Here is a 15,236-nt window from a genome sequence, read left to right as displayed (position 1 = left end):
TTTCTACCTCCCAATTGATTATAAAATTTATCAAACTTCTAAGTCTTTAACTTTTGAATATATAATGTCATATATAAATCCTATTTCTGATGTAGGTATTTGTACTTTATAAATATCTTCAATCGCGCTTAATGAAGATTTTGCATAACTTATAAACTTTCCATGACATTCCTCAAATTCTTTTAAATTATTATAAGACATTATGGGATCCTTCATTATCAATCTCTCTATAAGACAGCTGATGTGTATATAAAGCCCTATCTTTAAGTCATTTGAAAATTTAAAGTTAAGACAATATTCCAAATTAGAAATTGCCTTCTCAACCTGTTCAATTATCTTATCTGGATTGATTATAGTTAAATATCCAATAACATTTTGCAGTGAAAAAAGTTTTATTATTTCCTGATTGACCTGCTCTATAGTTTTATTATCTGTTAAATCCTTTAAAACTTTATTTAAAACTGAATCTCCTCGCCCTGCAATCAACTCTTCTAAAGATATATAAGGAATTTTCTCTATTCCAGGGTCGGCTGTTCCAATAATAAGCTTAACATTATAATTTTTAAAAACTTCATCTCGCAGTCCATTTCCTCTAAGTTTATCATAATCATAAGCCATAATTTCAATATTATCATTTGCTAAACATTGCTGCAAAAGATTTTTAATGTTTACTGCCGTTCCTATACCTGTAATACATGTAGTTATAATGCAGTTCTTTTTCTTTTTATTTGACTTTATAAATTTAAAACTGCTGTTATTTTTTTTAACAGACTCTACAACTATTTGTTCTAATGGTTGTCCATTGATAATTCTATTTCCTACATCTAAAGCCAGTTGTGTTGTTATATTATTTATAATGGCTACATCTCCATCAACTAAATCAGGTAAAGTTTTATATATAGCTTCAAGGGAACCCATATCAACTAAGATAATAATTCCATTTGATGTATCTATATTTTTTAGATAACTTTCTATTTTTAGTATAATTTCTTGTGATGACATATCAATAGGCATATCAAAAGCTTCAAAAATGAATTGTCCAAGCAGTCTATTTGCAACGCTTGCTATACTGCTTGCAGTTGAATAGCCATGTGCAATAATAATTGAATTTATTGTTTTAAAATTATCACTCTTGTTCATGCTTTTGATATATAACGTAAAATACATTAAAGCTATTCTATCTAATTTAGTGTCAAGATTTTTCTCAATAAGCTCTATAATTTTACTTGCAATAATAAACTCTTTAAAAAACAGATTTTTTAAAATTTCTATGGTATTTTCAATATCAGAGCAGCTATACTTATAATTTATATTAATTCCTTCAAGCAGTTTATTTGTAAAATGTGTAAAAATAATCGCTGTATTGCCATAGTATTTTATTCCATAGTTATTCTCTATAATATTTAAAACGTTCTCTATTACATTTTTTATTCCATTATAAACTATAGAATCTGTAAACTTATCATTATTTTTAAATACTACTATATCTGAAAACTTATTTAATAATATAAATGAATTCTTTTTTAAAACGTCAATATTTATATCTCCATTAGAATAACTTTCAAATAAGTTTATAAGTTCTTCAGTTATTTCATTTATTATTTTGTCGTCTTCTACTACCAATTCAAATTGCTCATTTACTTTATTTTGTGAAATAAGCATTCCATTGAAATTAAAACTGCTGCTCTTTAAAAGTTCACCTACATCATACTTTATTTCCTGAGGCAAATCGCTTAAATGGATCCTTAATAATTTAGACTTACTATCTAATAGCTGACAATACGCCTGAGCACAGCTGTATTTAATAACATTTATCATCTTTCCGATATTTCCGGATACCTTTGTCTTTAAGAGTACATTCAAAACTTGATTGCTTATTAAAATATCCATTCCTAAATTTTTTGATTCTTCTTTGTAGAAAGCATAAACCATCTGCAGTCTTTCATATAATGGTCTTTCATTTAGCGATGGAATATTTATAACTAATGGGATTCTTCTTAAGAATGTTTTTATAAGGCTTTTTTCTGGATCTTCAGTTGTAGCAAATATAAATCTTACCCTTGATGTTCTCCATTTGCTCGTTTCTCCAAATCTTCTAAATACTCCTTTATCTAAAAACAAAAAAAGCTTCTCCTGTCCTTCCGGAGGCAACCTGTGAACTTCATCTAAGAATAAATATCCTCCGTCTGCTTCCTCGAGCAGCCCCATCTTGTCCCTATCCGCACCAGTAAATGCTCCTTTTACATATCCAAAAATATTTGCCGCTAAAAGCTCTGGGTTATTTGCGTATTCAGCACAGTTGAAAATCACATAAGGAGCATTATTATCAATTGCATTAATAGATTTTGCATATTCATAAATAAGCTGAGCCATAAAGCTCTTTCCAACACCTGTATTACCAATTAATAAGGCTGGCAATCCGTTTGGAGGATATGAGGCAGCCGATTTACAAAGTTTCACCTGAGTCTTAAGGCTTCCGCTGTAGCCTATGAGTTTTATAAAAGGATCTTCATTTGAATATCTAATTGAAGATTCATTGTTGTTTTTGATTCCTTCTGATTCTATTAATTGTTTTTCATAAAATTCTTTATCTATAAAATAAACAGGTCTTGTATTTATTTTAATTATTTTACCTTCTTTATAGAGTTCATTTAAGAGATGACTTACTGCATTTCTTTTAATATTTAACTTTTCACCAATCTCTTCTGCAGTTAGACCCTTTTTTTGTTTAATATTTATATCTTTTGATAGTTCTTTTAAGGCATTATATACTTTTTCTTTATTTTTCAAGGATATCCTCCCCTTATAATACAATTTTAAAACATCTTATAAGCAATAAATTCTATATAAAAGTATATCATATCAAATTAAAAACTTTTAGATATTCAAAATTGCTCATTACAAAATTACACCATAATCCATTTTTTATAAATCAGACTAAAAATAAAAACAACGCCAACCATAATTAAATGATTGACGTCAGTGAACTACCTCCAACTTTACGAAATGGTGGCTTCGTGGTTAGGGCAACTTCTGTCGCTGATTATGTTAAAAACTTTTGCCCTATTTATTAACAAGATATATTTAAAATTTAATATTCACACCAAATATTTGTAAAAATCTCAAAAATCTTTCCATAGCCAGATAACCTTAACTTTTATTCCTTCCTTAAAATCTTTGGAACTTTAGGTGCTCTTAATCTATGAGCTGAAGGTATGCCAGAACCTAAAAGAGGAAGAACGTAATGCCTAAAGGCCTCTGTTACGTTATTATCTTCACTATTTATAAATTCATCAGGCATTTGTTTCGTTTTACCTGCAACATCTTCAAGTTTTGTTAACTGATAATCAACAGAATATTCTCCTGTTCTGTGTATTGTTATAGAACCGTCAAGATTATGCCATATCGCAAATTGTGCTGCCTTCTCTCCAACCTCTCTTGCCTCATGCTGATCTACATCTGATACGCAGCCAAAGAATGATCTTTGTAAATATCCAAAAGTATCTGTTCTAACTCTTTTTATTCCAAGGTGCTTCTTAATATAACTTGCTAGTAAATCTCCTAAGGCTCCTGTACCTGAAAGCTGCACATTCCCAAACTCATCCTTTTCAACATCCTTCAAAAGTTTAGTTACTATAGGATTGCCTTCTTCATCTGCAATTCCTTCAGAAACTGCAATTACGCATCTTCCAAATTTTTCGTACACTTTTTTTACATCCTCAAGATATTTCTCCATTATAAAAGGTCTTTCTGGAAGGTATATAAGATGTGGACCATCATCAGGATACTTTTGAGCAATAGATGATGCGGCTGTTAGAAAACCTGCATTTCTTCCCATAACAACTCCAATATAAACTCCCGGGAGGGCTCTAACATCAAGGTTAATACCAGTAAATGCATGGGCTACAAACTTAGCAGCTGAACCATAGCCAGGAGTATGGTCATTAATTACCAAATCATTATCAATTGTTTTTGGTATGTGTATAGCCCTGAACTCATAATCTGACTTTCTTGCATTCTCTTTAACGATTCTAACCGTATCAACTGAATCATTTCCACCAATATAGAAAAAATATCTTATATCGTGTGCCTTTAAAACATCAAATATTTCTCTGCAATATTTCTCATCTGGCTTATCTCTTGTTGAAAACAATGCAGAAGATGGAGTTAATGCAACCTGTTCAAGATTATGAGTTGTCTCTTGAGTTAAATCAATAAAATCTTCATTAACAATACCAGCTACCCCATGAATTGCCCCATAAACCTTTGTAACCTGTGGAAATTTTCTCGACTCAAGGACTGCCCCAACAAGGGACTGATTTATAACAGCAGTAGGTCCTCCTCCTTGAGCTACTAAAACTTTCCCTTCCAGTTTCACAAAAATCCCTCCCCATTAACTGATTTTTTAGAATATTAAATATATTTATTTAAATATATTTTACTATATTTTTTTTTAAATAGAAATATATGTTTACATATACTCAATACTTTCAATTCCAAGCCCAAAACCTTTAGGCATTATAATTTTACTGTTTTCAATTTTAACTCCTCCAACTACAATATCTTTAGCTAAAAGTGTTGATGCATCAAGATCTACCCTTGTTATGGCATTCTTTCCTCCTGCAATACAGGATGCGGCAGTAATTCCAACTTTACTTTCCATCATACTTCCTATCATGCATTCAACCCCCATTGCCTCAGCGATGCTTACAATCTTTTGAGCGTTATATAATCCGGCACTTTTCATAAGTTTTATATTTAATATATCACAAGCATGCATACTCAAAAGCTTTATTGCATCAAAAGGCGTAAAAAGTGACTCATCTGCCATTATAGGTATGTCTACATTATCCGTTACAAACTTAAGGCCTTCAATATCATAATATACAACTGGCTGTTCTACAAGCTCAATGTCAAGCCCCATATCCTCCATCTTCCTAATTGTTCTAATTGCTTCCTTAGGCTTCCATCCCTGGTTTGCATCAAGCCTTATTTTAACATCAAATCCAACTGCATCTCTTATTGCTTTAATTCTTTTTATATCAAGCTCACTATCTAACCCTACTTTAATTTTAAGAATTCTGTATCCTTCCTTTACATATTCTACTGCATCCTCGGCCATACTATCTGCATCTTTTACGCTAACTGTGATATCAGTTTCAATTTCATTTTTAGAACCTCCAAAATACCTATAAAGAGGCATATTATATTTTTTACAAAAAAGATCATACACGGCCATATCAACTGCTGCCTTGGGGCTTGTGTTTTTTATCATACACTTATTTATTTTAATCATTATATTTTCTATATCATCAATATCCATGCCTTTAATTGCTGGAAATATATTGTTTTCAACTGCCTCTCTTATTGAGCCTAATGTATCCCCAGTTATAACTGCTGTAGGTGATGCTTCCCCATATCCTATATCTCCTGTATCTGTTATTATCTCTATTATTATTGTTGTAAGAATATTCAAAGTCCTTAAAGCAGTTGTAAAGGGTTTTTTTAGTGGAATACTAACTTCTCTTACTTTTATGTCTTTTATTATCATTTTTATCCCTCCATATATTTGCAAAAGTATTCATATACTATTTTAGAAACCTGTGCTATGGCAAACCTTGCTTCATTATTTGATTTTGCATCTCTAGTCATCATTGTAAATATGTAATCGCCTTTATTTAAATAAACTATACCTGTATCGTTATCAATTCCATCAAGCTCTCCTGTTTTATTTGCAACTTCAATTTCTTCAGGAATAAAATACCTCATCATAGAAGAATCAAGCTGATGTTTCATAATATCAATCATTGTTTTTGAGCTTTTTTCATCAACTATTCTACCTTTATATAAAAGCTCCATAAAATGCGTAAGATCCTTCGATGTAGTTTTATTTTCTAAACCTCTCTTTCTAACATCTAAATCCATCATCTTTCTTTCAAGAATCGTTGAATTACATTCTATAGATTTAATAAAGGCATTTATTTTATCCATTCCAAGAATATCTATTAAAACGTTAGTTGCTGTATTGTCACTTTGTATTATCATAAGAGTTATTAAATCCATCATAGTATAAGTGTTTTCCGGATTTAATAAAGAAATTATGCTATAGGGCACATAATCCTTTGTACTAACTTTTATCCTTTCATTCTTAACAATTCCTTCCTTCATCTGCCTTATAGCTTCAGCCATTATAAAAACCTTAATAGTACTTGCAGAGGGAACTACTTCATTTTCATTAATATTAAATTCCTGCCCTGTATCAAGCCTTTTAACGCTTAATGAATATTTAATATCATATTCATTCATTTGGCTTTTTATAATATCAATCATAAAACCACCCCTCATTATAAAAGGCAGAAAACTTTTATCTCCTGCCATAATTAAAATTTAAATTATTATATTTATACATCATATTTCCACATTATAATAGCATCTTCATCGTTATCAGTATAATATTTTTTTCTTATGGCAACTTCTATAAAATTAAAGCTTTTATATAAATTTATTGCAGGTAAATTGCTCTCCCTAACTTCAAGGGTTATTGCATGTACATTTTTTTCTTTGCAACAATTTATCATATCATTTATTAGTCTCTTACCAATTCCACATCTTCTAAACTCAGGGTGAACTGCTATGTTAGTAATGTGCGCCTCATCAAGCATTATCCACATTCCTCCATAAGCTATAACCCTGTTATCCTTAACTACAACTCTATAATTTGCACATTTATTAATCGTAAGCTCATTTATAAAGGCCTCCTTTGACCATGGAGTTTTAAAACTAAGTTTTTCAATCAAAAGAATATCATCAATATCTTTAAGCTCCATATTCCTTATAATGACATCATTCAAGATTTTTCCTCATCCTCCTTTCATACTCCCTCTCTGCCTGCGATTGTCTTATATATATAGGGCTGTAAGTATATATGTTATCTAAATTCCCTTCCTTTAGCCTCAAAAGTGCAAGCTCTCCTAAGGCTGATGCCTTTGGCATCAATGATGTTTTTGGAGCAAAGTAAGCATTCTCCTGTAATTCTTCTATTATTGTATTTTTATGTAGGAGCATAGCATCCCCACAGAACATAACTTTATTTCCTTTTAATCTTTCAATCAAATCTTTTATATGTAGTGCTTCATACTCACAAATCCTTTCAAATCTTCCCTCATTCCACCTATAAAGGCATGTATAAACATTATCTCTTAAAGCATTCATTATAGGGCATATTATTCCATCAAATCCTACCTGTGCAAAGGCCATAGCATCAAGGCTTGATACTGCTATGAATTTCTTATTCCTTCCCTGTGCAATACCCTTTGCAGCTGCAAGGCCTATTCTAAGCCCCGTAAAGGAACCAGGTCCTCCTGATACAGCAACAGCATCTATATCATTTATTGTTATCTCAAGAAGTTTTAGAAGGTTCTCTATCATTGGAAAAAGTATTGTTGAATGCTGAAGCTTATAATCTAAAAAAATTTCTGACTCAACCTTTTCTTCGTTTATAACAGCAACTCCTGCTGCACTGCAGGATGATTCTATTGCAAGCACCCTCATTTTAATCCTCCTAAATCAAGCTCTTTTGCATCTATATGTATCTCTCGAGTATTATCATCTATCTTTTTTATATTTATATTTATAATATTATCAGGAAGTATTTCTTTTATTATATCTCCCCATTCTATAACTGACACTCCATCCCCATATATATATTCATCAAATCCTATTTCATATAATTCTTCTATATCATTAATCCTGTAAACATCAAAGTGGTATAAAGGAATCCTTCCTGTATACTCATTTACAAGTGTAAAGGTTGGACTTGTAATATATTCATCAACTTCAATACCCTTTGCTATACCCTTTGTAAGATGGGTTTTACCAGCTCCTAAATCACCATTTAATGATATTATATCCCCTTTTTTTAAAAGCCTTCCTATCTTAACCCCAACCTCAAAGGTTTCCTCAGGGCTTTTTGTCTTTATTATCATTACTCTATCAACCTCAATTCTATTGTATTTACAACTTCTATTTTAGCCCTAAAGCTAAAAAAATAAAAGAGCATTTAAGCCCTTTATATTCTATAAATATCAAAATCTTCTTTAAACTGTTCTGTAAGCTTTTTAAACTCCGTTATGCTCATCGTAAGCTTTTTAATCTCTTCTGTGTAATTTGAAACATTAGCGCTAACCTCCTGTGAGGATGCGGAATTCTCTTCTGCTATTGCAGCCAGAGATTCTATCTTGCCATAAACCTCTGATATTGCATTTGTAGCACTCTGAAGCTTATTTGAAGTATCTATCATAACCTTTGCTACATCTTTTATTTTATCCTTTGCAGTATTGCTGTTTAAAACTGCATCGTTAAGGTTTTTATTCTCATCTTTTAATAAATTAAACTCTTCCCCAAGGTCTAATACAAGGCTTTCAATATCTTTAATAAATTCCATAAGGCTATTGTTAATATCATTTACAGCATTATTTGATTGTTCTGCAAGCTTTCTAACTTCCTCAGCTACAACTGCAAATCCTCTCCCTGCTTCTCCTGCCCTTGAAGCCTCTATTGAAGCATTAAGTGCAAGAAGGTTTGTCTGTTCAGCAATAGATGAAACTAAAAGAACTATATCTGTTATATCCTTTGCCTTATTTTGAAGTTTTAAGCTACTATCTTTTACATCTTCAAACTTATTTAATACTTGGTTTAATTTTTGGGCTGTGCTATTTACATTTTTAAAGCTATTATCAATTCCTAAGACAGCTTCTTCAAGTTTATCTTTATTTTCTATCTCAAGCTCAACAGCAGTTTTTATAGCTTCAACATTATCATTTAATAATCCAACAGAGCTTTCAGTTTCCTGTGCTTGCGTCATTGCTGCCGTTGCTACCTGTTCTACAACTGCCGAAATTTCATTTGAAGTATAATTCATCTTATCAGCAATATTACTTAAAGTAACGCTAAAAGCATTCATTTCGTCTGTAAGGCCTTTAAATCCTACAAAATCCTTTCTAACCTTATCTTTATATTCACAAATTAATTTATATAAATCTTCATATATATCTTTAGTTTTTATTTCTCCCCTATTCATATATTCATGATTATTTATAGAATTAAGCTCTTTATCTAAGTACTTTAATGGCCTATTTAAAAGGCTTGAAGCTATAAAAGACGAAACAAAAGAAGATACTATTGATATTACTAAATTCGTAGGATTAAAGGATTTAATAAGAAATAAAGCTGCAAAATTTATAATAGATAAAATTATTGTGGTAAGTACAGATATTTTTATATTTATATTTTTAATAACCCCAAAGGATATTGCTGTGTTTAGATTATATTTTTTAATAAAATATATATCCTTTTCAAAGGTAAGCTTGAGCTTTAAAAAATCACTTCCTTTTTCAATTTCTTTTATTTCAAGTTTTTCATTATAATACTTAGAAGCTCCATCTATAAGCCCAAGAAAATAATCAAACATCCCTCTTTTTGAATTATATGTAAAGATAGCTTCTTTATCTGAAATAGGTTTCAAATCAAGTATAGGCGGCATTGCACCTGGAATTCGTTTTACTATTACAACATGAACATCATACATGGATTTCAAAAATGTATATAAATTTTCATGCTTAAAAAAAGCAGGATAAACCTTTGAGAAGGTCATAATATTATTAAAGCCAATATTTCTCCAAATTTGTGATATGGTTATTCCCTTTGCCTTTGCAATATTTGAAATTATAGAATGTATCTTTTTATCATCGACATCCTCTAATGGTGAAAAAGTTACATCCCTTTTTTCACCCTCTTTTTCTAATGCTACATTAACTATTTCATCTCCATAAAGTTGCCTACAAGTGTTAAGCCACGTAGATACAACAGTCCCTTTCAAACTAACACCTCCATAGATTTATTTTATAAAATCATATATAATTTAATTATGCATTTTTTATATAGTATTTATCGGATAATAATTATTTTTATTTATGGAGGTTTTATGTTAAATATAAATTTAAATGAGCTAATTTCTTCCCTTGCTATTGCAACAGATCTTTCCCACTGCAGCATGATAAATGATAAATCGCCAGCTTACTTAAAAGGCAACCAAAACCCAGTTGATAAACACAGGTTTTTTAATCATTCTAAAAGAACAAGCTATGTTTCTATGTCCATTGCCAAACTTATATCTTTGGATAAAAGCTTCCTAAGTGATGTATATATTAGTTCAACTCTTCATGATATAGGCGTTACTTGTTCTATAGATGAGTGCCATAGTGATGAAGTGTTCATAAAAAAACACTGCTTAGATGGGGAAAATATTTTAAAAAAGTTTCCTATTAACTTTTCAATATCAGAATACATAAAATATCATCATGAAAACTTTGATGGGAGTGGAAGTTTTGGACTCTATAAAGATGAAATACCATTAATATCGCAGATTATACGTCTTTCAGATACCTTTGAAATACTTTATGATGAAACAAAACCAAATTATTTCCAAAGAGATTACATAAAAAAATTTCTGCTAAATTCAAAAAAATCAATACTATCTCCTGATATTGTTGATATATTTATGGAAGTTGAAAGCAAAGACATGTTTTGGTGGGATGTTGACAATCTATCCTTCTCTTCTAACACAGTTAATGATGTTATACCCAAGGAATTTATACCTGTAGATCTTGAATTTTTAAAAGCAATAGCTGAAATTTTCGCAGAAATAATAGATAATAAAAGCCCTTTTACGTTCAAACACTCATATAACCTTTCAAAGCTATGCGAAAAGGTTGCAGACCACCTTAAGTTTGATTCTGAAAAGAAAATAAAATTTATAATAGCAGCACTTTTACATGATTTAGGGAAGCTTGCAATCCCAAACTCAATTTTAAATAAAAATGAAAAACTTAATGATAACGAAATGACTGTTATTAAAAGCCATACATATTATACATATCTTATACTCTCAAAGATAAAAGGATTAGAGGAAATAACATCCTGGGCTGCAAACCATCACGAAAAGCTCAATGGAGAAGGTTATCCAAGAAGGCTTAAAAGTGAGGATTTATGTTTTGAAGATAGATTACTCGCTATTTGTGATATATTTGAAGCCTTAACTTCAAAAAGACCATATAAAGAAGGTATATCAAAGGATAAAGCCTTTAAAATACTTGATGATATGGCTCTAAAGAAAGAAATATGTGGTGATGCTTTAAGTGTTATAAAACAATGCTTTTAACTTTTTATAAAATTGCCTATAGCTTTTAGAAGTTATAAAAGCTATAGGCAAAGATGTGAACTACCCTCAACTTTACAAAGTGGTGGCTTCTGGCGCTGATTATATTAAATATACTATACTATTCTTTCCCATATCTTTTTATCAGGCCTTGCTATTATTGACTTATCAAGAAGCATACCTGTTTCTCCTATAACTTTGCTTCCAGCATCTATTGCCGCTTCAACTGCTGCAAGCTCCCCTGATAGAATAAGATAAGACTTACCACACATTCCTCTTGCTAGTCTTATTTCTATAAGATTAACCTTTGCTGCTTTAGCAGCAGCATCAGCTGCAATAATAGCAGAAGCTGCTGAGAAAGTTTCTATTATCCCTATAGATTCAAATTCATCTACTTTAGATGTACCATTTATTGCATAAAAAATATCGTCATGCGGATTTCCAAGAATAAAACTATCTATCACTTTTTCAGCATAATCTTTTATTCCTTTTTCAATTGCAGAATTAACAGCACTAAGCTTTCCTTTAAGTAGTATAATATACTTTCCTGGACAAACCGTCTGTGAACTAATAATTTCTACTTCAGCAGTTTTAACCATACTATCTGCAGCACTTATACCTGAAGCAGTTGTTTTATATTCAACAAGTCCTATCGCCTTATCCATTACATACCACCCCTTGTTTTTATAGTAATGCTGTATTCATCTACATGGGTTACAATTCCATCAATACTTGAATGTATCTTTGAGCCTATTTTCCCATCTTGTATATCTCCTATTAATTGTCCTTTATTAATTTCATCCCCAACTTTAACAAGAGGTGCTGCCGTAGCTCCAATATGTTGCCTTAAAGATATCTCAACTTTATCTGTTAAAATAGCATTTTCTATAAGAGGTGCATCAACATCATAATCTAAAACTCCTATTCTTGAAATAAGCCTCTTTGTAGGAACACGCCTTTCATTTCTTAATGGTTCTACATTTCTTTGAACATTATTACTTAGATTTTTAAATCCATTTGCTTTTAACTTAATCTTAAGTTCACTAATGATTCTCCTTGGCAAAAGACTTTGATGGCAAGAATACATTTCACAAAGTCCACATTCACAGCAAAACATTGCTATAGAAAATGCATCAATATCTGAAACTATATTATTTGATATCGCATTCATTATCTTATGAGGTTTTATTGAGTGTCCAAGAAGATTTCGTGGGCAAAGGTCTGTACACATCCTACATTGAGAACAAATTGACATTGCCCTTTTTATGCTAATTGATGGATTAGTTTTTCTATTTATAATAATTTGATGATCTTCAGGCAGAATTATAATGCATTTTGTTGTTTTAGTAACCGTTGATTTCTCAGTTGAGATCCTACCAGTCATAGGACCTCCTTCTAAAATGTTATAATTATTTATCTTAACTCCACCTGCATATTTTATAAGCTCACCAATTTCTATACCAATTGGTGCCTTAACAGTTATTGGTCTGTTAACTTCCCCTGTTATTGTTATATATTTATTTGTAACAGGTTTATTTAAAAAAACTGCATTATAAATATTTAGCACTGTTTCTACATTTAAAACTACAACACCAACTGATAACGGTATAGTTCCCTCTTTCACTATCCTTCCCAATGTTTCATAAATAAGAACAACCTCATCCCCAACAGGATAGATATCTGGAAGATGTTTTATTTCAATATTTTCATAACGATAAATTTCTTTTTCCACAGCTTCAATTGTCTTTTTATACTTAGATTTTATTGCTACAACTGCTTTTTTTGAATGAAGAACTATTTTTATAAGTGACAAAGCCTCAAGTATTTCTTTTGTATATTTAATAAGAAGCTGCTGATCAACTCTAAAAAGTGGCTCACATTCAGCACAATTTAAAATTATTGTGTCAACACCATTATTAAGCTTTGCATGAGTGGGGAACCCAGCTCCTCCAGCACCAACAACTCCACATTCAAAAATAATCCTTTTTACCTCATCTATCCCCAATTCATTAATATTCATGTAACCACCCCAAATTTCAAATGCTACTCTGTTATTACAATATCCTTCCTATTATCAACAATTCCAACTACTGCAGCATCTACCGGAGACTCAGCCATATTACACCCTACTCTGGCGGCGCTTCCTAAAGCTACAAGAACTATCTCTCCTACTCCAGCTCCAACGGTATCGACAGCAACAATCCTATTTTCATTTTTTAATTTCATTTCTTCAACTGGTTCTACTATTAAAAATTTACTTCCCACTAAGTTGCAACTTTTTCTTGTTGATATTACTGTACCTACTACTTTAGCAATAATCAACTTATTCAACTCCTTAAAATCATTTAACAAGTTCAACCATGCTGCCACATTCTATTCCAAAGGCATTTGCTTCATCAGTATCAATATGCATTTCCAGAGTATATGAGTCATCTACTCTTATTTGAACGTTTTCCATTATTCCTCCTCTTTCACCGCATATTTTTACTGACACTATATCATCATTTTTTACATTGAATCTTTCTGCATCCTTTGGTGATAAATGTATATGTCTTTTTGCAATTATACAACCTTCCTTTAAAGAAATAGAGCCGCATGGCCCAACTATTGTTATTGGTGCTGAACCTTCAATTAAACCTGATTCTCTTATTGGTGCTTTAATCCCAAGCTTTATTGAATCAGTTTTTGAAATTTCTACTTGAGTTTTTGATCTTAAAGGGCCAAGTATTCTTACATTTTCAATTACATTTAACTTCTTTCCAATAATAGTAACGCTTTCTTCAGCAGCAAACTGACCGCCCATAAGCTCTTTCTTTTTCTTTAGCTTATAATTCTCTCCAAATAGTATTTCTAAATGCTCTTTTGTCAAATGAACGTGCCTTGCTGACACACCTACAGGTATTCTAAAGTTATTGTTAGCAAAATCCTCTGACAATTTCTTAGCTACAATTGTAGCAATCATCTTAATCTGCTCATCATTCATAAGTATCACTCTTCTTTATTTCATTATTGGTAATATTTTTTCAACATCAGTATGTGGCCTTGGTATTACATGTACTGCAACAAGTTCACCAAGCTTTTCTGCCGCTCTTGCCCCAGTTTCAGTTGCAGCTTTAACTGCTCCAACATCTCCTCTTACCATTACTGTAACCAATCCTGATCCTATCTTTTCTGTTCCAATTAATGTAACATTAGCTGCCTTTACCATAGCATCTGCAGCCTCTATTGCTGCTACAAGTCCTCTTGTTTCAACCATTCCCAATGCTTGTTGTTCCATTTTTATATCCTCCTTTGAAAACTTTTTAATATTTTTTGAAGCTGATTTTATTTTTTTGTTTTGTACTTCAGCTGAATTATCACTTTGATTTTGAAAAGAAGTATTATTGTTTTCCATTTATTTCACCACTTTATATATTCAATTTTTTTGCACTAATTTCAATCATTTTCATAACTTCTTCATGAGGATTAGGTATTACAGCATGAGCAAAAACTTTTCCTATCATGTTTGCTCTTGTCATTCCTATTTCTATTGCCTCTTTTACTGATGAAACTTCGCCAGAAATCACTACAGTTACAAGCCTTCCTCCAAGCTTTTTCTCCCATGTTAAAAACTGTACATTTGCTGTTTTTAACATAGCATCAATAGCTTCTATAGCTGCTGATAGGGACTGTATTTCAAGAAGTCCAATTGATTTCATTAATAACACTCCTGCCAATTATATTAGGGTTAATTATTTTAAAACAGGCAGTATTTTTTCAACATCAGTATGTGGCCTTGGTATTACATGTACTGCAACAAGTTCACCAAGCTTTTTAGCAGCACCAGCTCCAACTTCTGTAGCAGCTTTAACTGCTCCGACATCTCCTCTTACCATTACTGTAACTAATCCTGATCCTATCTTTTCTGTTCCAATTAATGTAACATCTGCTGCTTTTACCATAGCATCTGCAGCCTCTATTGCTGCTACAAGTCCTCTTGTTTCAACCATTCCTAATGCTTCCTGTGTCATTTCTATTCCTC

16 protein-coding genes are annotated in these 15,236 nt (G+C 31.4%); 1 reads left to right on the top strand and 15 read right to left on the bottom strand.

Translation table 11 applies throughout. The features are described 5' to 3' along the window. Positions 1 to 30 precede the first annotated feature (30 nt). From FDN13_RS09790 to FDN13_RS09755, 8 genes are all read right to left on the bottom strand, one after another. The gene (locus FDN13_RS09790; protein ID WP_138980029.1) at positions 31 to 2,790 is read right to left on the bottom strand and encodes a sigma 54-interacting transcriptional regulator; all 2,760 of its coding nucleotides are present in this window, start codon (positions 2,788 to 2,790) and stop codon (positions 31 to 33) included. A 367-nt stretch (positions 2,791 to 3,157) separates the two neighbouring features. Further along, positions 3,158 to 4,378, bottom strand: coding sequence for a 6-phosphofructokinase (locus FDN13_RS09785; protein WP_138980028.1), 1,221 nt, complete (start codon positions 4,376 to 4,378; stop codon positions 3,158 to 3,160). A gap of 93 nt (positions 4,379 to 4,471) precedes the next feature. Next, positions 4,472 to 5,551 carry a dipeptide epimerase gene (locus FDN13_RS09780; RefSeq protein WP_138980027.1) on the bottom strand — a complete coding sequence of 360 codons (1,080 nt, stop codon included), beginning with the start codon at positions 5,549 to 5,551 and terminating at the stop codon, positions 4,472 to 4,474. A gap of 2 nt (positions 5,552 to 5,553) precedes the next feature. Beyond that, complete coding sequence (locus FDN13_RS09775; protein ID WP_168190132.1) at positions 5,554 to 6,330, bottom strand: serine hydrolase; 777 nt, start codon at positions 6,328 to 6,330, stop codon at positions 5,554 to 5,556. A gap of 71 nt (positions 6,331 to 6,401) precedes the next feature. Next, the gene (rimI, locus tag FDN13_RS09770; RefSeq protein WP_138980025.1) at positions 6,402 to 6,851 is read right to left on the bottom strand and encodes a ribosomal protein S18-alanine N-acetyltransferase; all 450 of its coding nucleotides are present in this window, start codon (positions 6,849 to 6,851) and stop codon (positions 6,402 to 6,404) included. Further along, the gene (tsaB, locus tag FDN13_RS09765) at positions 6,844 to 7,551 is read right to left on the bottom strand and encodes a tRNA (adenosine(37)-N6)-threonylcarbamoyltransferase complex dimerization subunit type 1 TsaB (protein WP_138980024.1); all 708 of its coding nucleotides are present in this window, start codon (positions 7,549 to 7,551) and stop codon (positions 6,844 to 6,846) included. Before tsaB ends, rimI begins: the two co-directional genes overlap by 8 nt. Beyond that, complete coding sequence (tsaE, locus tag FDN13_RS09760; protein WP_138980023.1) at positions 7,548 to 7,985, bottom strand: tRNA (adenosine(37)-N6)-threonylcarbamoyltransferase complex ATPase subunit type 1 TsaE; 438 nt, start codon at positions 7,983 to 7,985, stop codon at positions 7,548 to 7,550. Before tsaE ends, tsaB begins: the two co-directional genes overlap by 4 nt. An 83-nt stretch (positions 7,986 to 8,068) precedes the next feature. Further along, a complete protein-coding gene (locus FDN13_RS09755; RefSeq protein WP_138980022.1) occupies positions 8,069 to 9,877 on the bottom strand; it encodes a heme NO-binding domain-containing protein in 1,809 nt (602 codons plus the stop codon). Between the two features lie 105 nt (positions 9,878 to 9,982). On the opposite strand from FDN13_RS09755, the gene FDN13_RS09750 reads away from it, so the two are divergent. Continuing rightward, positions 9,983 to 11,218, top strand: coding sequence for an HD-GYP domain-containing protein (locus tag FDN13_RS09750; protein WP_168190131.1), 1,236 nt, complete (start codon positions 9,983 to 9,985; stop codon positions 11,216 to 11,218). A 113-nt stretch (positions 11,219 to 11,331) separates the two neighbouring features. Here FDN13_RS09750 and FDN13_RS09745 read toward each other — a convergent pair whose 3' ends face one another. The 7 genes from FDN13_RS09745 to pduA (FDN13_RS09715) form a co-directional block, all read right to left on the bottom strand. Then, entirely contained in the window at positions 11,332 to 11,880 is a 549-nt protein-coding gene (locus FDN13_RS09745) for a BMC domain-containing protein (RefSeq protein ID WP_138980020.1), read from the bottom strand. Continuing rightward, complete coding sequence (locus FDN13_RS09740; RefSeq protein WP_207670876.1) at positions 11,880 to 13,235, bottom strand: 4Fe-4S dicluster domain-containing protein; 1,356 nt, start codon at positions 13,233 to 13,235, stop codon at positions 11,880 to 11,882. The genes FDN13_RS09745 and FDN13_RS09740 overlap by 1 nt, the downstream gene beginning before the upstream one ends. Positions 13,236 to 13,258: 23 nt before the next feature. Continuing rightward, a complete protein-coding gene (locus FDN13_RS09735) occupies positions 13,259 to 13,537 on the bottom strand; it encodes a EutN/CcmL family microcompartment protein (protein WP_138980019.1) in 279 nt (92 codons plus the stop codon). Positions 13,538 to 13,556: 19 nt separating this feature from the next. Then, positions 13,557 to 14,198 (bottom strand): phosphate propanoyltransferase, encoded by a 642-nt coding sequence (gene pduL, locus FDN13_RS09730; protein WP_138980018.1) that lies wholly within the window; start codon positions 14,196 to 14,198, stop codon positions 13,557 to 13,559. A 15-nt stretch (positions 14,199 to 14,213) separates the two neighbouring features. After that, complete coding sequence (gene pduA / locus FDN13_RS09725) at positions 14,214 to 14,492, bottom strand: propanediol utilization microcompartment protein PduA (protein WP_138981068.1); 279 nt, start codon at positions 14,490 to 14,492, stop codon at positions 14,214 to 14,216. Positions 14,493 to 14,622: 130 nt separating this feature from the next. After that, positions 14,623 to 14,913 (bottom strand): BMC domain-containing protein, encoded by a 291-nt coding sequence (locus FDN13_RS09720; RefSeq protein WP_138980017.1) that lies wholly within the window; start codon positions 14,911 to 14,913, stop codon positions 14,623 to 14,625. Between the two features lie 33 nt (positions 14,914 to 14,946). After that, a complete protein-coding gene (gene pduA, locus FDN13_RS09715; protein WP_138980016.1) occupies positions 14,947 to 15,225 on the bottom strand; it encodes a propanediol utilization microcompartment protein PduA in 279 nt (92 codons plus the stop codon). Positions 15,226 to 15,236 lie beyond the last annotated feature (11 nt).

The organism is Caloramator sp. E03, from assembly GCF_006016075.1.
Lineage (GTDB): Bacteria > Bacillota > Clostridia > Clostridiales > Caloramatoraceae > Caloramator_B.
Note: the sequence above shows the minus strand (reverse complement) of the source record. Positions and strands in the feature narration are given on the sequence as shown.

What these genes read in the sequence shown, in the direction of transcription:
- FDN13_RS09775 (WP_168190132.1), bottom strand. Translation starts at nt 6,330, where the DNA reads ATGATTGATATTATAAAAAGCCAAATGAATGAATATGATATTAAATAT.
- tsaB (WP_138980024.1), bottom strand. Translation starts at nt 7,551, where the DNA reads ATGAGGGTGCTTGCAATAGAATCATCCTGCAGTGCAGCAGGAGTTGCT.
- pduL (WP_138980018.1), bottom strand. Translation starts at nt 14,198, where the DNA reads ATGAATGATGAGCAGATTAAGATGATTGCTACAATTGTAGCTAAGAAA.
- FDN13_RS09750 (WP_168190131.1), top strand. Translation starts at nt 9,983, where the DNA reads ATGTTAAATATAAATTTAAATGAGCTAATTTCTTCCCTTGCTATTGCA.
- FDN13_RS09745 (WP_138980020.1), bottom strand. Translation starts at nt 11,880, where the DNA reads ATGGATAAGGCGATAGGACTTGTTGAATATAAAACAACTGCTTCAGGT.
- FDN13_RS09740 (WP_207670876.1), bottom strand. Translation starts at nt 13,235, where the DNA reads ATGAATATTAATGAATTGGGGATAGATGAGGTAAAAAGGATTATTTTT.
- pduA (WP_138981068.1), bottom strand. Translation starts at nt 14,492, where the DNA reads ATGGAACAACAAGCATTGGGAATGGTTGAAACAAGAGGACTTGTAGCA.
- pduA (WP_138980016.1), bottom strand. Translation starts at nt 15,225, where the DNA reads ATGACACAGGAAGCATTAGGAATGGTTGAAACAAGAGGACTTGTAGCA.
- FDN13_RS09780 (WP_138980027.1), bottom strand. Translation starts at nt 5,551, where the DNA reads ATGATAATAAAAGACATAAAAGTAAGAGAAGTTAGTATTCCACTAAAA.
- tsaE (WP_138980023.1), bottom strand. Translation starts at nt 7,985, where the DNA reads ATGATAATAAAGACAAAAAGCCCTGAGGAAACCTTTGAGGTTGGGGTT.
- FDN13_RS09720 (WP_138980017.1), bottom strand. Translation starts at nt 14,913, where the DNA reads ATGAAATCAATTGGACTTCTTGAAATACAGTCCCTATCAGCAGCTATA.